This is a genomic window from Streptomyces cylindrosporus (assembly GCF_022698165.1).
GTDB lineage: Bacteria > Actinomycetota > Actinomycetes > Streptomycetales > Streptomycetaceae > Streptomyces > Streptomyces cylindrosporus.
Genome location: NZ_JALDAY010000003.1, coordinates 80,751 through 101,783, shown reverse-complemented (window position 1 = coordinate 101,783; position 21,033 = coordinate 80,751). Strand labels below are relative to the sequence as shown.

Annotated in this window: 25 protein-coding genes; 24 read left to right on the top strand and 1 reads right to left on the bottom strand. The window is 70.0% G+C overall.

Translation table 11 applies throughout. From position 1 onward, the window contains the following. Positions 1-29 precede the first annotated feature (29 nt). The 7 genes from MQP27_RS09845 (at position 30) to MQP27_RS09815 (ending at position 3,008) form a co-directional block, all read left to right on the top strand. Positions 30-413: a hypothetical protein gene (locus MQP27_RS09845; protein WP_242763949.1), complete on the top strand. Its 384-nt coding sequence runs from the start codon at positions 30-32 to the stop codon at positions 411-413. Further along, entirely contained in the window at positions 395-574 is a 180-nt protein-coding gene (locus tag MQP27_RS09840) for a hypothetical protein (protein WP_242763946.1), read from the top strand. The genes MQP27_RS09845 and MQP27_RS09840 overlap by 19 nt, the downstream gene beginning before the upstream one ends. 3 nt (positions 575-577) lie before the next feature. Then, a complete protein-coding gene (locus MQP27_RS09835; RefSeq protein ID WP_242763944.1) occupies positions 578-1,084 on the top strand; it encodes a hypothetical protein in 507 nt (168 codons plus the stop codon). Then, on the top strand, positions 1,081-1,719 hold the full coding sequence (locus tag MQP27_RS09830; protein WP_242763941.1) for a hypothetical protein: 639 nt from the start codon (positions 1,081-1,083) through the stop codon (positions 1,717-1,719). Before MQP27_RS09835 ends, MQP27_RS09830 begins: the two co-directional genes overlap by 4 nt. A 69-nt stretch (positions 1,720-1,788) precedes the next feature. Continuing rightward, positions 1,789-1,968 carry a hypothetical protein gene (locus MQP27_RS09825; RefSeq protein ID WP_242763939.1) on the top strand — a complete coding sequence of 60 codons (180 nt, stop codon included), beginning with the start codon at positions 1,789-1,791 and terminating at the stop codon, positions 1,966-1,968. 43 nt (positions 1,969-2,011) lie between these two features. Further along, complete coding sequence (locus tag MQP27_RS09820; protein ID WP_242763937.1) at positions 2,012-2,530, top strand: hypothetical protein; 519 nt, start codon at positions 2,012-2,014, stop codon at positions 2,528-2,530. A 163-nt stretch (positions 2,531-2,693) separates the two neighbouring features. Beyond that, positions 2,694-3,008 (top strand): hypothetical protein, encoded by a 315-nt coding sequence (locus tag MQP27_RS09815; RefSeq protein ID WP_242763935.1) that lies wholly within the window; start codon positions 2,694-2,696, stop codon positions 3,006-3,008. 56 nt (positions 3,009-3,064) lie between these two features. Here the strand turns inward: MQP27_RS09815 and MQP27_RS09810 are convergent, their stop codons facing one another. Continuing rightward, positions 3,065-3,250 carry a hypothetical protein gene (locus MQP27_RS09810; protein WP_242763933.1) on the bottom strand — a complete coding sequence of 62 codons (186 nt, stop codon included), beginning with the start codon at positions 3,248-3,250 and terminating at the stop codon, positions 3,065-3,067. A 70-nt stretch (positions 3,251-3,320) separates the two neighbouring features. On the opposite strand from MQP27_RS09810, the gene MQP27_RS09805 reads away from it, so the two are divergent. From MQP27_RS09805 to MQP27_RS09725, 17 genes are all read left to right on the top strand, one after another. After that, complete coding sequence (locus MQP27_RS09805; protein WP_242763930.1) at positions 3,321-3,866, top strand: helix-turn-helix domain-containing protein; 546 nt, start codon at positions 3,321-3,323, stop codon at positions 3,864-3,866. Further along, entirely contained in the window at positions 3,853-5,130 is a 1,278-nt protein-coding gene (locus MQP27_RS09800; RefSeq protein ID WP_242763927.1) for a PBSX family phage terminase large subunit, read from the top strand. The genes MQP27_RS09805 and MQP27_RS09800 overlap by 14 nt, the downstream gene beginning before the upstream one ends. Continuing rightward, complete coding sequence (locus MQP27_RS09795) at positions 5,130-6,722, top strand: phage portal protein (RefSeq protein WP_242763924.1); 1,593 nt, start codon at positions 5,130-5,132, stop codon at positions 6,720-6,722. The genes MQP27_RS09800 and MQP27_RS09795 overlap by 1 nt, the downstream gene beginning before the upstream one ends. After that, complete coding sequence (locus tag MQP27_RS09790; protein ID WP_242763922.1) at positions 6,682-7,842, top strand: phage minor capsid protein; 1,161 nt, start codon at positions 6,682-6,684, stop codon at positions 7,840-7,842. The genes MQP27_RS09795 and MQP27_RS09790 overlap by 41 nt, the downstream gene beginning before the upstream one ends. Before the next feature lie 276 nt (positions 7,843-8,118). Continuing rightward, a complete protein-coding gene (locus MQP27_RS09785; RefSeq protein WP_242763919.1) occupies positions 8,119-8,865 on the top strand; it encodes a hypothetical protein in 747 nt (248 codons plus the stop codon). 14 nt (positions 8,866-8,879) lie between these two features. Next, on the top strand, positions 8,880-10,082 hold the full coding sequence (locus tag MQP27_RS09780) for an SU10 major capsid protein (protein ID WP_242763918.1): 1,203 nt from the start codon (positions 8,880-8,882) through the stop codon (positions 10,080-10,082). Position 10,083: 1 nt separating this feature from the next. Beyond that, the gene (locus MQP27_RS09775; protein ID WP_242763916.1) at positions 10,084-10,431 is read left to right on the top strand and encodes a hypothetical protein; all 348 of its coding nucleotides are present in this window, start codon (positions 10,084-10,086) and stop codon (positions 10,429-10,431) included. Then, complete coding sequence (locus MQP27_RS09770) at positions 10,431-10,940, top strand: hypothetical protein (RefSeq protein WP_242763913.1); 510 nt, start codon at positions 10,431-10,433, stop codon at positions 10,938-10,940. The genes MQP27_RS09775 and MQP27_RS09770 overlap by 1 nt, the downstream gene beginning before the upstream one ends. A gap of 11 nt (positions 10,941-10,951) precedes the next feature. After that, positions 10,952-11,371 carry a head-tail connector protein gene (locus MQP27_RS09765; RefSeq protein ID WP_242763910.1) on the top strand — a complete coding sequence of 140 codons (420 nt, stop codon included), beginning with the start codon at positions 10,952-10,954 and terminating at the stop codon, positions 11,369-11,371. Next, the gene (locus MQP27_RS09760; protein ID WP_242763907.1) at positions 11,368-11,685 is read left to right on the top strand and encodes a hypothetical protein; all 318 of its coding nucleotides are present in this window, start codon (positions 11,368-11,370) and stop codon (positions 11,683-11,685) included. The genes MQP27_RS09765 and MQP27_RS09760 overlap by 4 nt, the downstream gene beginning before the upstream one ends. Further along, a complete protein-coding gene (locus MQP27_RS09755; protein WP_242763903.1) occupies positions 11,682-12,032 on the top strand; it encodes a minor capsid protein in 351 nt (116 codons plus the stop codon). Before MQP27_RS09760 ends, MQP27_RS09755 begins: the two co-directional genes overlap by 4 nt. Then, positions 12,025-12,450 carry a minor capsid protein gene (locus tag MQP27_RS09750; RefSeq protein WP_242763901.1) on the top strand — a complete coding sequence of 142 codons (426 nt, stop codon included), beginning with the start codon at positions 12,025-12,027 and terminating at the stop codon, positions 12,448-12,450. The genes MQP27_RS09755 and MQP27_RS09750 overlap by 8 nt, the downstream gene beginning before the upstream one ends. A 66-nt stretch (positions 12,451-12,516) precedes the next feature. Next, positions 12,517-12,966 (top strand): phage tail tube protein, encoded by a 450-nt coding sequence (locus MQP27_RS09745; RefSeq protein ID WP_242763898.1) that lies wholly within the window; start codon positions 12,517-12,519, stop codon positions 12,964-12,966. Then, positions 12,963-13,430 (top strand): hypothetical protein, encoded by a 468-nt coding sequence (locus MQP27_RS09740; protein ID WP_242763896.1) that lies wholly within the window; start codon positions 12,963-12,965, stop codon positions 13,428-13,430. Before MQP27_RS09745 ends, MQP27_RS09740 begins: the two co-directional genes overlap by 4 nt. Positions 13,431-13,591: 161 nt before the next feature. Then, complete coding sequence (locus MQP27_RS09735; protein WP_242763893.1) at positions 13,592-16,798, top strand: phage tail protein; 3,207 nt, start codon at positions 13,592-13,594, stop codon at positions 16,796-16,798. Between the two features lie 3 nt (positions 16,799-16,801). Continuing rightward, entirely contained in the window at positions 16,802-20,620 is a 3,819-nt protein-coding gene (locus tag MQP27_RS09730) for a carbohydrate binding domain-containing protein (protein WP_242763890.1), read from the top strand. A 12-nt stretch (positions 20,621-20,632) separates the two neighbouring features. Next, positions 20,633-21,028 carry a hypothetical protein gene (locus tag MQP27_RS09725; protein WP_242763887.1) on the top strand — a complete coding sequence of 132 codons (396 nt, stop codon included), beginning with the start codon at positions 20,633-20,635 and terminating at the stop codon, positions 21,026-21,028. Positions 21,029-21,033 lie beyond the last annotated feature (5 nt).

Below are 21,033 nucleotides of genomic sequence, written 5' to 3'. Positions count from 1 at the left end.
CGGGCCCGGCCACGCCTCTTGGAGCCCCCATGAGCACCCCGCCGCCCGTCGGCAAGCCCATCTCCGTCAAGGTCGACGCCCAGCTGTACTACGACCTCCAGACGATGCTCTCCACCGGTATGACGATCACCGACGCCGTACGGTCCGCGATGCGAATCGTGGCCGGCACCTACCGCAAGGTGTGGGATCACACCGACGTCCCGTCCGGCGTCCGTCCGACGATCGAGCGCTTCTGGATCACACGGTATGACCCTGGTGACGAGCCCGAGCGCGGCACATCCCAGTCGACCGTCCCTACCGCGTACTGGCTCCGTGCGACGCCCGAGCGCACCGAGACAGCCCCACGTCCTACCGAAGCGCCAGCGCCTGCGGCGGCGGTACGACCGGAGGGGCCATGGCCGGACTCGCAGTGATCCAGGCGATCCTCTGGCCGGTCCTCGCCGCCCTCAGCGCGGCCGGCCTGCTCGCCATCGCACCTCGCCGCGCCCCGCTGCTCTACCTCGGCCCGGCCGCGTGCACCGTCGCCCTCATCACCCTCGCCGTGGCCTACGCCGCGGCCGACTGGAGCCACTGACCCATGCCGTACATGGCCATCAACCTCGGAGGCGTCACCGCCGGCGTCTCCGTCATCCTCTGGTTCGCCGTCCGCTGGTGGTTCGCCGAGCACCGACGCTGGACCGCCCTCGTCCCGTTCGTGCTCGCCCTCCTGTACGGCATGCTTGCCGCGCTCGCCGCCTTCGGCTCCGCGTCCGCCCTCGGCCTCGCCGTGTGGCTGAACCTCTGGGCTGCGAACGTCGCCGGGTACGTCGGATTGGTCTGGGGCGTCGGCGGTAACGCACCCGACGTCACCCGCGCCAGCCAGCTGGCCCTCACCGACGGCGGATACGTCACCGTCCTGCTCATGACCGTCGTCTTGATCGCCCTGTGCAAGTTCGCGAAGAAGATCCCCACGGGAAAGATCGTCGCGGGCGCGTTCGCGGGCATCGCCATCGCCCTCTCCGGCAGCGTGGCCGGCGTCGCAGCCATCCCGCTCGGCTCCGGCGCCAACTTCATCGGCGCCGGCTTCGCGCAGGCCTTCGGATGAGCACCGCAGAGAGCGAGCCCGAGGAGCCGACCGCTGAGGCCGCCGACGCCGAGGAGCCGGGGGAGAGGGCCGAGAAGGCCGCCCGCCTTGTGCTCACCGTCGTCGCCGGTCTCGCACTGTGGGGCCTGATCGCCGCGTTCCCGTGGATCGCGTACGTCGTGGTCGGGATCCTCGGCACCGTCGGCTGGCAGAAGATCCGGGCCTGGTCCGCAGCGCGCCGCGGCGAGACGGCCGAGCCCGCCGAGGAACCTGCCGCGCCGGACGTCGGCGAGGCCCTGCGGCGCCTCGTCGGCGACGACAAGGGCGTCCTTCTCACCGCGCTGCGCGAGGACTTGAAGCTCCCCGACACCAAGGCCGTGAAAGCGCTCCTGGCGGCCGAGGGCATTCCGTGGAAGGCCGGTCGTACACGAGCGGGGAATGGGCCGTCCGTACGCCGGGAGGACATCCCGGCCGCCCCCTCCCCGGTTGCTGGCGGCCCTCACCGCGACGGTTGTTGTTGCAGGTCAGGCGGCAACACCAACAGCAACAACGATCCCGAAACTGGCTCGGGGGAGGGGTTGCGTGTCGTGGTCATCGGCAATGACGGAAAGATCATCTACGACCCGAGGGACAACACAAGCCACCACGTCCAGTAGCCCGCCTCACACCTCGGCCCTGTCGCGAACCCCTCCCGCGGCGGGGCCTTCGTGCGCCACCATGAGCCCATGCCTGCCTCCCTGACGTTCCGCGGCGACGACAAGGACATGACCTTGGACGAGCTCGCCGACTTCATCGAAGCCGCCCGCCGAGCTGGTGTGCCGAAGACGAACCCGGTCCGAGCCGAGCTGTCGACGAGCGGAAAGATCAAGGAAGTTGAGGTCGCACTCTCCGAGGACGACGACTGAGCGCCTGCACGCGGAATCCGGGCGGACGACGTAGCCTCCGCGCGTGGACTGGAAATGGACCATCACCGCCGTACTGCCCGTCATCACGTTGGTCCTTGGCGCGTGGCTGAACCAGCGAAGCGATGAACATCGCGAAGAAGCGGCGCTGCGGCGTGAAGAGAGGCTCCGCCAACTGGAGCGAGAGCACGCACGGTTGGACCGCAGGGAGTCGTTCGAACTGACTCATCTTGAAGAGGTCTACGCAGCCCTGAGAAAGGCAAACACGGCAGCCCTCAAGTTCCGTGTAGTCCGTACGTCCGGCGGCGATGTAGACGCGCCTGGTCGGGAGCTCAATGAAGCAAACCGCGAGCTCAGCAGCTTGACGCGACTCGTCCTTGACGATGACATCCGGGAGAAGGTGCAGCAGGCGCAGATTGACGCCGGTGCCATGGCTATTGACCCAGCTACTCATGCTGACGCCCCTTCGACGGGAGTGCAGGCTCAGCACAGTCTGGGTGAGGCCCAGGAAGCGATCGCTAAGCGCCTCAGGGAGATCTATGGGCCACGACCACTGCGCCCGTAGTTGCACTCTGCACGATCATGTCGCATCCTGGCCTCACGTCCGGCGTGCCCGGACCCAGACACCCCGAAGGCCCACCAAAGCGTGGGCCTTCACCGTTTCCCCACCAACCGCCCAGGTCCCATGCGATTCTGACCTCCAACGCGACTCCTGGGGGGAGATGAGCATGGGCTCGACACAGCGCGTCGTCGAGAAACGTGGCGCGAACCACGGACTGCACCTGGTCCTCACGATCCTGACCTGCGGCATCTGGGCTATCACCGGCTGGCCGATCGCGGCCGCCATGGGCCGCAAGAAGGTCACGCACATGCCCGTACAGCAGCAACTGCCGCCGCCTCAGCAGGCGTACGGCTACCCGCCGCAGCAGCCCTACCCGCAGCAGTACGGCCAGCAGCCCCCACCGCAGTACGACGCCCCGCCCGCCGGCACCCCGCCGTACGGCTACCAGCAGCCCCCGGGGCAGTACCCGCCGCAGCAGTAGCTTCGCCCCCGAGACTGGCCCGGCTCGCGCCCCTGCGCGGCCGGGCCTTCGCACGCCTACGCGGTCGTGGCGATGTCTCCCACGTAGTGGAGCTGCACGGTGTCGGGGAGCCCGTTGATCGGACCGTCCCCGTCGTTGATGGAGTACCGGCAGTGGATGCCCGGCTCGGTGGGGTGCGGGAGGTGGAACTCCGTTGGCCCTGCGGTCGCTTCGAGCGTCTGGCCCTGGTGTGGCCCGCTCATGATGTGAAGGTTCATAGCGGCGCACCCTGCATCCTTGGCGCGTAGATATGCAAATCGGGCGGAGGTGGCCATGCCCAACCAGTGGACCCCGGTCACCGTCGAGGACCGAGCCGAGATCATCCGCCTCCACGGCGAAGGCAAGGGCCGCAACGAGATCGCCCGGCTCACGGGCCGCGCCCAGCGCACCGTCAGCGTCATCTGCGCCGAGGAAGGCCTCGTGTTCGACGCGTCGATGACCGAGGAAGCCACTCGGCACCGCGTCGCCCAACTTGCCGCGCTCCGGGCCGACACCGCCGTTGACCTTCACCTCGACGCGCTCCGGCTCACGCAGCAGATGTGGGAGCCCGCGACCATCTACAACTTCGGGGGCAAGGACAACACCTACAACGACCACCACGTGGACGAGCCGCCCGCCGGCGACAAGAAGAACCTCATGGCCGCGGCCGGGATCGCCCTGGAGAAGTCCCTCAAGCTCGTCCCGCCCGCGGACGACGCCGGCGCCGAGGACGCCCGCTCGATGCTCGGTCAGCTCATGGTCGGCCTCAAGGCCGCCTACGACCAGGCCGTCGCCGAGGAGGGCAGCACCGGCGAGGAGGCGGAGGGTGAGTCTCCTTGATGCGCTGCCCCTGTCCCGCAAGCAGATCATCTCCGTCGTGGAGGCCGACTCGCGGATCAACGCCTGGGAGGGCTCGGTCCGTTCAGGGAAGACCATCGCCTCGCTGCTGCGCTGGCTCATCTTCGTCGCGAACGCCCCCACTGGTGGCGAGCTGGTCATGGTCGGGCGCACCCGCGACTCGCTGTACCGGAACGTCATCGCACCGCTGACCAACCCGGAGATCTTCGGGAAGCTCGCCAAGCAGGTCGACTACAACCCCGGCGCGCCGATCGCGATCATCATGGGCCGGATCGTGCACGTGATGGGCGCCAACGACGCGAAGGCCGAGCCCAAGGTCCGCGGCATGACCTGTGCCGGCGCGTACGTCGACGAGGCGACCACCCTCCCGCAGTCCTTCTTCGACCAGCTGGTCGCGCGCTGCTCGGTCAAGGGCGCGAAGATCTTCACGACGACCAACCCCGACAACCCGGCGCACTGGTTCCGCCGCGACTACCTGAAGCGGCCGGCCGAGACGCGCCTCCGCTCCTGGCACTTCACCCTCGACGACAACCCGTACCTCGACCCCGAGTACGTCGCCAGCCTCAAGTCCACGTACGTGGGCCTGTTCTACCGGCGGAACATCCTCGGACACTGGGTCCAGGCAGAGGGCGCCATCTACGAGGCCTTCGACGAGCAGCGGCACGTCGTCGACGAACTTCCGCACATCCAACGGTGGCTGTGCGACGCGATCGACTACGGCACCACCAACCCGTACTCGGACCTGTTGATCGGTCTGGGCGTCGACCAGCGGCTCTACGTCGTCTCCGAGTACCGCTGGGACTCGCGCGCCGAACGGCGGAAGAAGACCGACGCCGAGTACTCGGCAGCCCGACGGCAGTGGCTCGCCGGAGTCGCGCACCCGCACTCCAACGTCCTGGGTGTGCAGCCGGAGTGGACGGTCGTCGACCCGTCCGCCGCCTCGTACATCGAGCAGCTGCACCGCGACGGCGTCTCCGGCGTCACCCCCGCCGAGAACACGGTGCTGGACGGCATCCGCACGGTCTCCTCGCTGTTCGCGGGCGACCGTCTGCGAATCCACCCGTCCGCCGTCGGCCTGATCGAGGAGATCCCGGGCTACTCCTGGGACGACGAGGCCGCGGAGAAGGGCGAGGACAAGCCCATCAAGGTCAACGACCACTCCTGCGACGCGCTCCGGTACGGCGTCCGTACGACTGAGGCCCTGTGGCGGCCGCACATCCCGATGCTCCTGGAGGTGGCCGCGTAATGCCTCTGCCCACCGCAGACACCCCGTGGCCGCCGATCGACGACCGCGTACAGAACGCCCTCGCCGACTGGGACGCCTGGTACTCCAGCGAGCCCGACCGCCTCGAAGCCCGCTACACCGGCCGCGGCTACCGCGAAGCCGTCGACCGGCCGGCCCAGTACCGCGGCGGCATCGTCGGACGCCTCGCCCGCTGGTTCTGGGGCAACCCCACCCCCGAGGGCGAGAAGCGCGACAAGCTCCATGTCCCCCTCGCTGGGGACATCGCCCGTACGTCGTCCGAGCTGCTCTTCTCCGAGCCTCCGAAGCTCGTCGCCCCCGAGGGCGCCAGCGACGCCACCCAGCAGGCCCTCGACGACCTCATGGAGAAGGGCCTCCAGCCGACCCTCCTGGAGGCCGGCGAGGTCTGCGCCGCGCTCGGCGGCGCGTACCTGCGCGTCGTCTGGGACGAGGACGTGTCGGACCGGCCATGGATCGACACCGTGGCCGCCGACCGCGCCGTCCCCGAGTTCCGGTACGGCCGGCTCGTCGCGGTCACCTTCTGGACCGTGCTGGAGACCGAGGGCCGCGCCGACAACCGGGTCTTCCGGCACCTGGAGAAGCACGAGAAAGGGCGCATCTACCACGGCCTGTACGAGGGGTCGACGACGAGCCTCGGCGCGGTCCGGCCGCTCGACGACCACCCCGCCACGGCACCGCTCGCCTCCATGGTCGACGCGGAAGGCGGCCTCGACACCGGCGCCCCGGACCACCTCACCGCCGCGTACGTGCCCAACGTCCGCCCCGCACGCGCCTGGAGGCACATCCCCACGGCCGCCTACTGGGGACAGTCCGACTTCCAGGGCATCGAGGGCCTGATGGACGCCCTCGACGAGACCTACTCGTCGTGGATGCGGGACGTGCAGAACGGCAAGGGCCGCATCGTCGTGCCCCAGTCGATGCTGGAGTCCCAGGGACCCGGGCAAGGGGCATCGTGGAGCGAGGAACGCAGGGTCTACAGCGGACTCAACATGCTCCAGCGGCCGGGCGACCCCAACCCGCTGGAAGTCGTGCAGTTCGAGATCCGCGTCCAGGAGCACCGCGACACCTGCGCCGAGCTGATCGAGCAAGCCGTACGACAGGCCGGCTACTCGGCCAGCACCTTCGGGGAGACCGGCGACGGGTCCGCCATCACCGCGACCGAGATCCGCGCCCGCGAGCGCCGCAGCATGAGCACGCGCGGGCGCAAGGCCCTGTACTGGGGCCCGGCCATCGCGGACATCACCGCGGCGCTCCTGGCCGTCGAGGCAGGCGAACGGTTCCGCGTCCAGGGCCTGGAGCTGGAGCCGCCGAAGGTTGAGTTCCAGGACTCGATCAGCGAGGGGCCGACCGAGCTGGCGACCACGGCCGAGCTGCTCCGCCGCGCCGAGGCCGCCTCCACGGAGACGCTCGTCCGGATGGTCAACCCCGACTGGGACAAGGACCAGGTCGCCGCCGAGGTCGACGCGATCCTCGGCGAGTCAGGCCGCGTGGTCGCGGACCCGACGCTGACCGGAGCCGAAGGGGGCGCGCCGGATGCCGGTTTCCCCAGCGATGGCGGAGGATCTGGCGGCTGAGGTCGCCCTCCTGTACGAGGATGCCGAGGCCGCGCTCCTGGAGCGCCTCGCCAAGGCGCTGGAGGCCGACATCGAGTCGCCCCGGTGGGCGGAGCTCAAGCTCGCCGCGATCGGCAACCTGCGGACCGCCGTCGAGACCGTGGCCGAGGCCCTCCAGCGGGACAGCGACGGCGCCGTACGCCGCGCGCTGATCGAGGCATACAACCGCGGCCGGCAGGCCGCGGTCGCCGAGCTCGGGGCGCTCGACATCGGCCGGGAGCTGGTGGCCCGCAGGACGCTGCCGAACGCGCCCGCCGTGGACCGGCTGGCAGCGTCCATGGCCCAGGACACGCGCCCCGTGTACGCGCGGATCACCCGCTCGGTGATGGACGCCTACCGGCGCGTGGTCGCCCGCGCGTCCGGCAACGTCCTGCTCGGCACCACGACCCGCCGGCAGGCCGCGCAGCGCGCCCTGGACCAGTTCGCCCAGCGAGGCATCACGGGGTTCGTCGACCAGTCGGGCCGGTCGTGGGACATGGCTTCGTACGCCGAGATGGCCGTCCGCTCGGTCACCGCCCGCGCCGCCGTCGAAGGCCACGTCGACGCCCTCGCCGAGATCGGCGTGGGGCTGGTCATCGTGTCGGACGCTCCGCTGGAGTGCCCCCTGTGCCGACCGTGGGAGGGCGAAGTCCTCGCCCTGTCCGGGCCGTCCGGCCCGCACACCGTGCGCGCCGAGCACGTCGCCCCGCCCGCGCAACCCCGCCGCGGACTACTACGCCGCGGCGGCCCGGCGCCGACGGTCGTCGTGCACGTCGCCGGATCCCTCGTCGAGGCGCGCGCAGCAGGCCTGTTCCACCCGAACTGCCGGCACTCGCTGTCCGCGTACCTACCCGGGCTGACGACGCGGCCTCCGCACCACGCGACCCCGGGTACGACGTACGAGGACACGCAACGGCAGCGGGAGATCGAGCGGCACATCCGGGCGTGGAAGCGCCGCCAGGCCGCGGCGGTGGACGAGGCCGCACGTCGCCGCGCTGGCGCCTTCGTCCGCAAGTGGCAGGCGGAGATGCGCGGGCACGTGGCCGCGCACCCGGACCTGCGCCGCAAGCCGCAGCGCGAGCAGATCGGCGCCGCGCACTAGTCGGCGGGATGCTCCCGGTTGAACTGGGTCAGCTCCTGCTCGGTGCAGTTAGGACAACGCGGGGAGCCCTGGGGCTTCTTGATGCTTGGCCCACCCCAGGAGCGCTGCTCGAACACGCGCTGCACCAGACCAGCACCACACCGTCGGCACTCCCCGCTTGCGGGGACGTCGTAAGTCGCCATGCCCTCACGGTAATCCGCTGTACAGCGGCTCGGGGCTGGCACAGCAATTGAGGTGATCCGCACGGATCCCTCGAACCCGAAACGGGAGAACACCATGCAGGTCCCTTTCAAACACCCGCTCGCCACACACCACGCCATGGAGGTGCTCGGCTACCGCCGCAACGGCTCGCCGATCTACGCCATCGCGGGTGGCAACGGCGAGGGCGCAGGCGGCTCCGGATCCGGCGCGAGCAGCGGCGGTGAGGGAGGCCAGGGCGGCTCCGGCGACGGTGGCGCGGCTGGCGGCAACGACGGCCAGGGCTCCGGCCAGCAGGGCGCCGACGGAGGCCAGGGCAGTACCGGGTCGGGCAGCGAGCCCGACTGGAAGGCACTCGCCCGCCAGTGGGAGAAGCGCGCCAAGGACAACAAGGATGCGGTCGACGAGCTCGCCGCTCTGAAGGCGTCCCAGATGAGTGACCAGGAGAAGGCCGTCGCCGACGCCGAGAAGCGGGGCCGCACGGTCGCCGCCATCGAGCACGGCAAGGAACTCGCCGCCGCCCGCTTCGAAGCCGCCGCCTCGAAGGCCGGCGTCGACCTGGGCGAGGCAGCCGAACTGATCGACACCGCACGGTTCGTCGACAAGGACGGCAAGGTCGACAGCGACGGCATCACGGCCGCCGTGAAGAAGCTCGCCAAGCTCGCCCCGAAGGGCGCCGGGCGCTCCGGCGGGGACATGGGCGGCGGAGGCGGCTCCGGCGACCAGGCCGCATCCATCGACAAGCAGATCGAGGACGCCACGAAGGCCCGGAATTTCCCCGAGGTCTTCCGACTCAAGCGGCTCAAGTCCGCACAGACCACATGACCTGAGGAGGCACCATGGCCGGCATCACCGGAATGGGCACCACCTTCAACCTGCCCAACTACGCGGGCGAGCTCTTCGCGATCACGCCCGACGACACCCCGCTGCTGTCGGCCATCGGCGGCCTCACCGGCGGCGGTCAGACGACGTCGACCGAGTTCGAATGGTCCACCTACGACCTGCGCGACCCGGCGCAGCGCACCAAGACGGAAGGCGCGACCGCGCCGACCGCCGAGGAGAGGGTGCGCGGCAACGTGCGGAACGTGTGCCAGATCCACCAGGAGAAGGTGTCCGTCTCGTACACCAAGCAGGCCGCCGTCGGGCAGATGGCGACCCCGCAGTCCGCGCCCTTCAACAGCGTGAACGGGTCGAACGCGGTCACCAACGAGCTGGACTGGCAGACCGCCCAGGCCCTGAAGTCTGTCGCCCTGGACGTGAACTGGAGCTTCATCAACGGCTCGTACGTCAACCCGACCACCAACGCGACCGCGCGGCAGACCCGCGGCCTGCTCCAGGCGATCACCACGAACCGCATCGCGAGGGGCACTTCGGTGTCCGGCGCGACCTCGGCGACGGACACGATCACCGCGACCGCGCACGGGCTGTCCGTCGGCAACAAGATCGTGTTCACGGCGATCGGTGCGATGGCGGGCGTGGTGCCGGGCCGCATCTACTACGTCGTCACGGTGACCGACGCGAACAACTTCAAGATCAGCAGCACGTCCGGCGGCGCGGCGATCACCGTCGGCACCGCGACCGGCATCGCCTTCACGAAGCCGTGGGCGACCGCGCTGACCACCGACCACGTCAACGACATGCTCCAGCTCGCCTACGACAACGGCGGCATCAGCGAGCAGGAGACGGCGACGCTGCTGTCCAACAGCGTCCAGAAGCGGGCCATCACCAAGGCGTTCGCCTCGGCCTACGGGCAGTACCGGGAGACCTCCCGCAACGTCGGCGGTGTCAACATGACCACCATCGTCACGGACTTCGGCACGCTGAACCTGATGATGGACCGTCACATGCCGCAGGACACCATCGCCGCGGTGTCCCTGGAGCAGCTGATGCCGGTCTTCCTGAACATCCCCGGCAAGGGCGTGTTCTTCGACGAGCCGCTCGCCAAGACCGGCGCCTCGGACGAGCGCCAGCTGTACGGCGAGATCGGCCTGAAGTACGGGCTGGAGCGCGCGCACGCCGTGCAGACGGGCCTGGTGATCTGACATGGCGATCTACCAGCGTGGCGCGGGCGACCACATCGCCGAGCGCGTGCAGCCGGAGCCCGGCAGCGAGGAAGAGCAGCGGCTCGAAGAGCTGGTCGCCCGCAGCGAGGGCGGCTGGCACCGAGCCGAGGACGAGGCGCCGGCCAAGCTGGCGCCGAAGGACCCGCCTGAGGGTGGCGGTGGTGAGGGGAGCGGTAGCGGGCCGGAGGACGTGAAGCCTCCGGCCCGTTCCGCGTCCAAGGCGGACTGGGTGGCCTACGCCGTCGCCCAGGGCGCCGATCAGGCCGAGGCGGAGGGCAAGACGCGCGATCAGCTTGTCGAGCTCTTCGCGGACGGGAGCGGTGACTGATGGCCCTGACGCGCACACGGGTGTCGCTGTCCCTGGCGGCTACGCAGACCAAGCCGGACGATCTGTCCGTCCCGCAGGATGTCGTCGAGTACCTGAAGTCGCTGTCCTTCGCGGACGGGGCGGGGGCGGGCGCGGCGAACCTGATCTTCCACGATCAACGGACCGTGGCCGCATCCGCGACCGACACCCTGGACCTGGCGGGGACCCTGGCCGACAAGTTCGGCCAGACCCTCACCTTCGCCCGCATCAAGGCGATCATCGTCGTCGCGGCCTCGGCGAACACGAACAACTGCCAGGTCACCCAGCCCGCCTCCAACGGTGTTCCGGGCGTCTTCCTCGCCGCGGGCGACGGCATCGTCGTCCAACCGGGCGGCATGTTCATGTGGGTCGCCCCGTCCGCCGCGGGCGCCGTCGTCACCGCGGGCACCGGCGACCTGTTGGCCGTGACCAACAGCGCGGCCGGCACATCGGTGACCTACGACGTGCTGATCCTCGGCGCGGCGACGTAGGGGGGTGCCCGGTGGCCCGGACCTACGCCACGCAGGCGGACTACCAGAGCTTCACCGGGCAGACCCCGCCCACGGACATCAACGCGCTGCTCGCCAAGGCCTCCAGGTTCCTGGAGAGCAACGTGTTCCGGCTGTGCCGGTACGAGGTCGACGCCGACGGCTACCCCGCGAACACCGTGGTGAAGCAGGCCTTCACCGATGCCGTGTGCGCGCAGGCCGAGTGGTTCGACGAGACCGGCGACACCACTGGCGCGGCCGGCGCCGGGTGGGGCAGTGTCTCGCTCGGCTCGGCCCAGCTGTCCCGGTCGGTCACCAACGTGACCGGGAACGCGTCACCCGCGCGGGAAGTCGCCCCGGCCGCGGTGGATGCGCTGTCCTCGCCGGACCTGACGCCGGACATCTTCCGGCTCGGGGAGGTGTGCACCTGGTGAGACTTCCCGGCATGTGGCTGCGCCACCAGGTGACCGTGGAGCCGTACGAGGGGGATTCCGCGGTCGGCCCGCTGTACGGCGACCCCGTGGTGGTGCGGTGCTTCCTGGAGGAGAAGAACCGGCTCGTGCGCGCACCGGACGGCCGCGAGGTCACCTCCGGCGCCACTGTCTACTGCCGCCTCGACGCCGTCGACGCGCCGCCGGAGTCCAGGGTGACGCTGCCCGGCGGCCGGCAGACGACGGTCATCGACCAACTGCGGCGCGACGGCGGCGGGTTGCCGCTCCCCGACCACCTGGAGGTGCAGCTCGTATGAGCCAGTACACCCGCTTCCGGTTCGAGGGCCGCCGCCTGTGGACCACACGGGGCCAGCGCCTCGCGAGCGAAGGGCTGCGGCGCGGCCTGGAGCACGTCCTCGCCGAGTCGAGGAAGATCGTGCCGCTGGAGGAGGGCACCCTCGAACGCTCCGGCCGCGTGGACGTCGACGGACTCAACGGCGCGGTGTCGTACGACACCGTGTACGCGCGTCGGCAGCACGAGGAACTGACCTGGAAGCACTTGCCGGGCCGCAGCGCGAAGTACCTGGAGATCCCGATGAACCGGGAGCGGGACGTCGTGCTGCAACTGATGGCGGTGCCGCTGCGGAGGTGGCTGCGTGGCTGACCTCCTCGACGGCATCGCCCGCCACCTCCAGGACAAGGCGCTGGTGTCGTACCAGACGGCGTCGGCGGCCGGTGACTGCTTCCTGGAGTCCATGCCGCCCACGCCGGACGAGGCGGTCTCCCTGACCATCTACGACGACGGCCGCGAGCCGGATAGCCGCCTCGGCTACGACGAGCCGCGCGTGCAGGTCCGCGTGCGCGGCACCAAGGACCCACGGGTGTCCCGCCAGCGGTGCGCGGCGATCCGCGACGAGCTGCACGGCCTCGGCCCGCTCACGCTGCCGGACGGCACCCAGCTGATCCTGTCCGTCGCCCTCCAGAACTCGGCAGCCTCCATCGGTATCGACGAGCTCGGCCGGCACGAGCACGTCGCGAACTTCCGCATGGAGATCCGCGCGGTGACCCAACACCGCGTCTGACCCCAACTCCCTTATCCAGCCCGGGCGGTGGTCGCTGCGGGCATTTCGTCATGCCCGGAGGAGATCATGGCGCTCCAGAAGTACAACGCCCGCGACGTCGACTTCCAGATCGAGGACTTCCTGTCGCCCGGCACGTGGATCACGATCGGCGGCCTCAACACCTTCACCAAGGGCCACAGCGAGGAGACCACCGACACCACGACCTACGCATCCGCGGGACAGGAAGAGTCCCAGAAGATGCAGATCGGCAAGACCCTCGGTCTTCAGGGACTGCGGCTGCGGGACGACACGACCGGCGCCGGCGACTCGGGCCAGGCCAAGGTGGAGGCCCTGGCGGAGCGCCTCGGAGAGAACAGCCTCGGCCGGGTCCGCTTCTCCCACAAGAACGACACCACCTGGCTCGTCTGGACCGCCCACGTCGCCCTCGGCGACCAGGGCGGCGGCAACAACGACAAGGTGTCCTGGGAGTGCACGTTCACCCGGTCCGGGGCCGAGTCCACGGTGGCCAAGCCGTGACGGCCCGCAAGAGCCCCGTGGGGGAATCGTGGGACGCGTTCTGGGCCGAGGTCTCGTCCGGCCGTACGGAGGTCATCCGCGGCGTCGAGGTCCAGGTGCCGAACGACATGCCGCTGATCGTCGAGCGGCGCGTCGAGGAGCTCCAGGACTCCTCCAGGTCTGAGGACGTCGAGGAACTCGTCAAGCTGATCTTCGGCACGGACTGCATGGAGCACTGGCGCGAGGCCGGCATGGGGCTGAAGGAGTTCCAGACCGTACTCACTTGGGGCCTCGCGCACGCCAGCGGACGCGAGATGACCTTCGCCGAGGCGTACGAACTCGTCCAGAACGGCGAGGGGGCGAGCGGGGGAAAAGCGACGCCGAACCGAGCCGCACGACGCGCGCCATCCGCCAGTGGTGGTGGGCGCTCGAAGCGGACTTCCAGCGTGAGTACGGCCTCAACCCGGACGAGATCGCAAACCTGACTCGGCGCCGCTTTTACGCGCTGATCGCAGGCTTGTCGCCCCAGTCGATGTGGCGTCGCCTCGCCGGCGACGAGATCACGATCGTCGACGACGACGAGCAGATCCGCAGGGCCCTGCACTCCTGATCCACCACAACTCAACAGCGGCTGGGGGTGCTTCGGGTGGCCCTCACCATCGGCGAGCTCGTCGGCTACATCCGTACGGACGACACCGGCATGCGCCGCGGCCTCACCGACGCCGAACTGCGCATGCGCGGGCTCCAGCGGTCGTGGGACGGCCGCCTGCGCGACATGCGCGGCCGGTTCACCTCCGAGTCCCGCGGGATGGGGCAGGCACTGGGCAACGGCATCGGCCGCAACGGTGACCGGGCCAGCCTGTCCCTGCGCAGGCTCGGAAGCCTCGGAAGCGTCATCGGGACGGCCGCCTCGCAGGCCGGCCTCATGGCGCTGCGGGTGGGCGCGATCGTCCCCGTGGCGGCCGCGGCCGCGGCGGCGCTCGCGAACATCGCTCCGGCTGCGGCGGTCGGCGCGACGGCGATTCTGTCGCTCGCGCAGGCCACGGCCGCATTCAAGATCGGCACGTCGGGCATCGGCGAGGCGATCGGGGCCGCCTTCAAGGGGGCTGGAGCGGCTGCCGGCGGGGCGGCATCGGGGGCGAACGGTGCCGCGGCCGCACAGCAGGCGCTCAAGGACGCCGTCAAGCAGGCGGCTGAGGCCAACGCGCAGGCCGCGAGGAGGGTCCAGGACGCTGAGCGGTCCCTCGGCGATGCGCAGAAGGAGGCGCGGGCGGCCCAGCTCGCGCTCAACGACGCCCGCAAGCAGGGCGCGAGGGATCTGGAGGACCTGAACAACCAGCTGGCGGACGCCCAGTTGGACCAGCGCGACGCGATCCTCGACGTCGAGGACGCCCAGAAGGCCCTGACCGAGGCGCAGGCAGAGGGCGACCCGGAAGAGGTCGCACGGGCCCAACTCGCCTACGACAGCGCCGTACAGCGCCTCAAGGAGGCGCAGACCCAGACCAAGCGCCTCCAGGAAGACACGGAGAAGGCCAACAAGGCCGGTGTCGAGGGCACGGACGCGGTCCGCGACGCGCAGCAGCGCATCGCGGACACGCAGCGCGAAGTCGCCGACCGTGAGCGGGACCTCGCCGACGCCCGCCGCGAGCAGGCCAAGACCGCAGCGGACGGGATCGAGCAGGTACGGCGCGCCCAGGAGGCCCTCAACCAGGCGCTCGCCGGCGGCGGGGGCGGCGGAGGCGGGGGCATCGACCCCTTCGCCGAGGCGATGGCCAAGCTGGCCCCTGCGGCACGGGAGTTCGTGTACGCGGTGCTCGCGCTGAAGCCCGCGTGGGACGCGCTGCGCCTGGACGTGCAGCAGCACCTGTTCCAGGGCCTCGCCGCGGACCTCACGTCGACGGCCAAGAGCGTGCTGCCGGTCCTGCGTGCGGGCCTGGTGGACTCGGCGGACGCCCTCAACGACATGGCGCAGGGGGCGCTCGCGTCGGCCAAGGAGCTGGCCACGTCCGGCACCCTCGGGCAGGCCATGGCCTCGGCGAGCGCCGGCCTGCACAACCTGTCGGGGCTCCCGGGCATCGCCGTGACGGCCTTCGGGCAGCTCGCGGCGGCGGCCGGGCCGTCCTTCGACCGGCTGACTGCGGCGGCGGGGACGGCTGCGGCGGACATCGGTGACCGGCTCGGCGCCGCGTTCGAGAGCGGCAAACTCCAGGACGCCATCGAGCACGCGATCGACCTGATCGGGGAGATCGTCGACGTCGCCATGAACGTCGGCAGCATCCTGGGCAGCGTCTTCAACGCCGCGCAGGCCTCCGGCGGCGGTCTCCTCGGGGTCCTCAAGGAGGTCAGCGGGGCGCTGGCCGAGGCGTTCGCGACGCCCGAGGTCCAGAACGGGCTGAAGGCCCTGTTCGACACCATGGCGGTCCTGGCGAAGACCGTCGCTCCGCTGCTCGGTCAGGCCCTGGGCGTGATCGGTCCCGTCCTGGCGGCACTTGGGCCGCCGGTGCAGACCCTGATCCAGGCTCTCGGGGACGCGCTGTCTCCGATCATCGACGCGCTCGGGCCCGTTCTCGTGGCGGCCGCGAAGGCGGTCGGTGTCCTCGTCGAAGCCGTCGCACCGCTTCTGCCCGTGATCGGTGATCTTGTTGGGGCGCTCCTGCCTGCGCTCACCCCGCTCCTGGGGGTGGCTCAGGAGACCTTCGGGGCGCTCGCGCCGGTCGTCGAGGAGGTCGCGGGCATCCTCGAGGACACGCTGTCGCCCGTCCTGGCGGTGCTCCCGGGCATCCTGGAGCCCATCGCGAAGATCTTCGCCGACCGGTTGGTGTTCTTCCTCCAGCTCTTCGCGGACATCCTCGTCGAGCTGGGGCCGAGCCTGGCCACCCTCGGCCAGAGCTTCGCGGATCTCCTGGTCGCGGTGTCCCCGCTGATCGAGGCCTTCGCCAACATGCAAGCGCAGGTCCTCGTCGGCGTGCTGCCCGCCCTGCAACCACTGATCAGGCTGGTTGGCACGCTCGCGTCCGACTTCGCTATCGGGCTGGCCGCGATCATCACCAACGTCGTGATCCCGGCCATCGAAGGCTTGATCAAGTTCTTCCAGGGGCTGCAACAGGCCTTCAAGCCCGCCATGGACGCAGTGCTGTGGCTCGTCAACGGCATCGTGAAGCTCTTCGAGTGGCTCTACGACACCCTCGTCGGGCACAGCATCGTCCCCGACATGATCACCGCGATCTTGGGCTTCTTCGCAGGTCTGCCGGGCCGCGCAGTGTCCGTCCTGTCCAGCCTCGGGCCGCGCATCGCCAGCACGGCGAGCTCCGCCCTGAAGTCCATGGGCAGTGCCATCGGGAAGGGCCTCTCCAGCGCCGTCAGCGCGATCGGGGGCCTTCCCGGCCGCGCAAAGAGCGTGCTGTCCGGCCTCGGCGGCACCCTCTACAACGCCGGATGGAGCCTGATCACCGGACTCATCAACGGCATCAAGGACCACATCCCATCCGTCAAGGGCCTGCTCGGGGACCTGACCTCCAGCCTGACGGACTGGAAGGGCCCCGAGTCCGTCGACAAGCAGATCCTCCGCCCCGCCGGCCGTCTGGTCCTCGCCGGCTTCCAGGCTGGCCTCGACGACCAAACCCCGGCCGTGCGCGACCAGTTGCAGGCCCTCACCGGCCAGCTTCCCGGCATGGCCGCCGGTACCAGCGGCGGCGCGTCCGCGGCTCCCGCAGGGACCGGTCGTGTCATCTGGGAGGTCCGCTCCGGCGGAGGCCGATTCGAGGACCTCCTCACGGAGGTCATCCGCCACGCCGTCGACGTCAAGGGCGGCGGCGACGTCCAGGTCGCCTTCGGCAGAGGCAAGAGGAGGTAGCGCATGGCCTCGTTCTCACCGCGTGCCGAGATGCTCCTCGCAGGGGTGTGGACGGACATCACCGACCGCGTCTTCAAGCGGGGCGACCTGCGCCACACGCGGGGCAGCAGTACGCCCGTGGTCATCCCGGACCCGGGCGACTGCCGCCCCCAGCTCAACAACAAGGACGGCCGGTTCAGCCCCGACAACCCTGTGGGGCCGTACTACGGGCAGATCGACCGCAACACGCCCTTCCGCGTGTCCGCACGCGCGGGCACACCCGGCCTGGACCTGACCGGCAACTTCACCGACGCCGCGACCACCCCGGACCTCGCGGCCCTCGACATCACCGGTGACATCGACGTCCGCCTCGACGCCACGCTCGCCAACTGGACCGGCTACACGGCCAGCATCAACACCGTGCACCTGGTCGGCAAGCTCGACTTCTCGGCCGGCACGAAGTCGTGGTTCGTGGGCACGCGGGACGGGCTGTTGTACTGGGAGTGGTCGGCAGACGGCTCCAACGCGCTGTCGGCGTCCTCGACAGCGCCGCCGCCGGTCGCCAGCAACGGCCGCCAGGCGGTCCGCGTCACCATGGACGTCGACAACGGCGCGAGCGGCCGCACGATCACCTTCTACACCGCGCCGACGATGTCCGGCCCCTGGCAGCAGCTCGGGGACACGGTGGTGCAGGCGGGCACCACCAGCATCTTCAACTCGTCCACGCCCCTGCGGATCGGACAGGCTACGGGCGTCAACTTCACCCCGCCGCTGGGCCGGTTCAACAGCGTGCAGGTGCGCAACGGCATCAACGGCGCCCTCGTCGCGTCGCCCGACTTCACCGTGCAGGCGGTGGGGACCACCGGCTTCACAGACAGCGCGGGCCGCGTGTGGTCGCTGGCGGGATCGGCGTCGATCACCGATCGGCGCGTCCGCCTGTATCACGAGATGGCTGCGCTGCCCACCCGCTGGCACGTCTCCGGCAAGGACGTGTGGGTGGACGGCCAGTCCGCCGGCCTGCTGCGCCGGTTGGGCCGTGGCGGCAAGCCGCTCAAGAGCGCGCTGCGCCGCCGCATCCCCTCGTACGCGCCGCTGGCGTACTGGCCGATGGAGGAGGGCTCGTCAGCGACGAAGGCCTCCTCTCCGATCGCCGGCGTCCGGTCGCTGTCCCTGACTGGTGTCCAGTGGGCTCAGGAGGACAGCCTTCCCTCCTCCGAGGCGCTGCCCGTGCTGAGCAGCTCGACGGGCGTCGACCGCATCATGATGGGCCGGGTGCCCGCGCCGGCCTCCACGCTCACCGAGTGGGGTGTGCAGTGGCTGTACCGGCAGAACTCCGTGAACACGGCGCTGCGTACCTTCATGCGCATCCTGTCCACGGGCACGGTCACGGAGTGGTCCATCCAGATCAAGAACGACACCACTCGCGTGCTGGGCAAGGACGACGACGGCAACACGATCTTCACCCAGGACGTCGCCACCGGCACCGACCTGTACAACCAGTGGATCAAGGTGGAGTTCAACGCCGTGCAGAACGGCGGCAACGTCAACTGGCACCTCGGTTTCGTCAAACTGGACGGCAGCGCAAGCGCCATCAACTCCTCCTTCGCGGGGACGATCGGCCGCCCCACCGCGGTCGCCTCGCCCGCGGCCGGCTACTCGGCCGACCTCGACGGCATGGCCATCGGGCACATCTCCGTCTGGCCGTCCGACGACACCGCCGCGTTCGACAACGCACTCAACGGCTGGACCGGCGAGACAGCAGGCGCTCGCCTGCGCCGCCTGGCCACCGAGGAGGCGCTCCCGCTCCGGGTCAACGGGGCCGTCGCCCTGGAGACACCGCTGGGCCCCCAGCGGACGCGCGCAGTCCTCGACCTGATCGGGGAGTGCGTGGAGGCTGACGGCGGCATGCTGTACGAGGAGCGAGGCCGCGGCTTCCTGCGCTACCGGGACCGCAACTCCCTGTACAACCAGCCGGCGCAACTCGTCCTGGACTACACCGCGCCCGGGCTGGCGCCCCCGCTGGAGCCCACCCCGGACGACGACGGAGTCACCAACGACGTCACCGTGAGCCGCGAGGACGGCGCCTCCGGGCAGGCCGTCTTGGACGACGGACGGCTGTCCGTCCAGTCCCCGCCCAACGGCATCGGGACCGGCTACGACACGTCAACCACGCTCAACCTGGCCACCGACGACCAGGCCGAGCCGATCGCCTACTGGCGGCTGCACCTCGGCACCGTGGAGGGCCCGCGCTATCCGCGCGTGCACGTCATGCTGCACAGGGCCTCGGACCTGGCAGACCAGATCCTGGCCGTCGATATCGGCGACAAGATCATCATCAGGAACCCGCCCGCATGGCTGCCGCCCGGCGACATCGAGCTGATCGTGCAGGGCTACGAGGAGACGATCGACGAGTACGCCTGGGACGTCATCTTCAACTGCACACCTGCAACGCCCTGGACGGTGGGCGACGTGCAGAAGCCCGCTGGAGCGTGGGTGGACACCAGCGGCAGCCAACTCGCCACCGCGGCCACCAGCACGGCCACCACGCTGGACGTGCTCGCCACGGCGGGCCTGCCGTGGACCAACGACCCGTTCGACTCCCCATGGGACCTCAAGATCAGCGGGGAGGAGGTACGGGTCGCCGCCGGCGGCCGCCTGGTCAACAGCAACCCCTTCTTCGACACTGACACCAGCAGCTGGTCAGCGCAGAACGGCAGTATCAGCTGGTCGACCGAGATCGTGCACCCGCAAGCCCGCGGCTCGCTGTTCATCACCCCGAACGGCACGAGCACAGAGGGCGGCGCGACATGCGCGTTGACACCCGTTGGCAGCATCATCCCCGGCGCCTCGTACGTGCTGAGCATGTGGGTGTACAGCCCTTCGGGCCAGACCCTGGACCCGTCAGTAGACTGGTTTACCGCCGGGGGCAGCTACATCAGCACCGGCTTCTCAGCAGGCACCGCCGTGCCGGCCGGGCAGTGGACGTTCCTCAAAATCACGGCGGTCGCACCAGCCACTGCCTCGCGCGCGAGTATGCGTGCGCGGCACGCGGGCACCCCGTCGCAGGCGCAGACGTGGTTCGCCTGGGCTGTCCGCATCACCCAGGCGAAGGCGAGCTGGTTGCACGACGCCTTCGGCCGGACAGTGTCCTCCAGCTGGGGCACGTCGGACGCTGGCCTGGCGTGGAACCAGGTCGGCGGCGGATCGGCGAGCGACTACAACGTGGGTAGCGGGTACGGGTCGCACATCCTGTCCACGCTGGACACCTCCCGCCGCAGCGCGGTCACGGCCCCGCACGCCGACTTCGACATCTACTGCGACATCACCACCTCGGCCCTGGCGACCGGCACGGAGAGCTTGTACGGCGCGGTGACCGCGCGCATGCAGGACGCCTCCAACATGTACATGGCCCGGCTCCAGTTCACGACGTCGAACACGATCGTCTTGTCCCTGCGGAAGGTCATCGCGGACGTCCAGACCGAGCTGGGCACGTACACCCTCGCCGGGATCACGCACGTTGCCGGGACCTTCATCAGGGTGCGCTTCCAGGGGAGGGGCACCGCGTTGAAGGCGAAGGCCTGGCTGGCGTCGTCCTCGTTCGAGCCGGGCGTGTGGAACATCGAGGCGACCGACAGCGCGATCACCGCCGCGAACCAGTACGGCACGCGCAGCATCCGCCCCACGGGCAACACCAACGCGGCCACCGTCGAGGTCAGGTACGACAACTACGACGTCGTCACACCGCAGATCTTCACCGTTGCCCGGAGCCGCAACGCCATCGTCAAGGCCCAGGCAGCGGGCGCGGACGTACGGCTCGCCCGCCCCACCATCGTCGCTCTGTAAGGGAGGCTGACTGTGACCCTGTGGCGTCCCGGCATGCGGATCACGGACGACCGGCTCAACGACGGCCTGGACCCGACGATCGTCACGACCGGTCTCGTCGCTGCAACCGACTTCTCGGTGAACGACTTCTACGCCTCGAAGTCGGGGAAGTCGGTGTTCGTGCACTGCTACCTGCTCTACTCAGGCACCGGTATCAACCTGGTCAGCGGCAACCTGCCGGACACGACGCTGTGCACGCTGCCGACTGGTTGGCGGCCCCCGAACACGATCAACGCTGTATGGGGTGACGGCACTGAGGACGGCGAGTGCACGATCGGTACGACCGGTGCCATCACGCTCCGCTCGTCCACCCTGAGCATCCCCACCAGCCGGAACATCCGTGTGACGGCAGCCTGGAACACGACGTAGGAGGT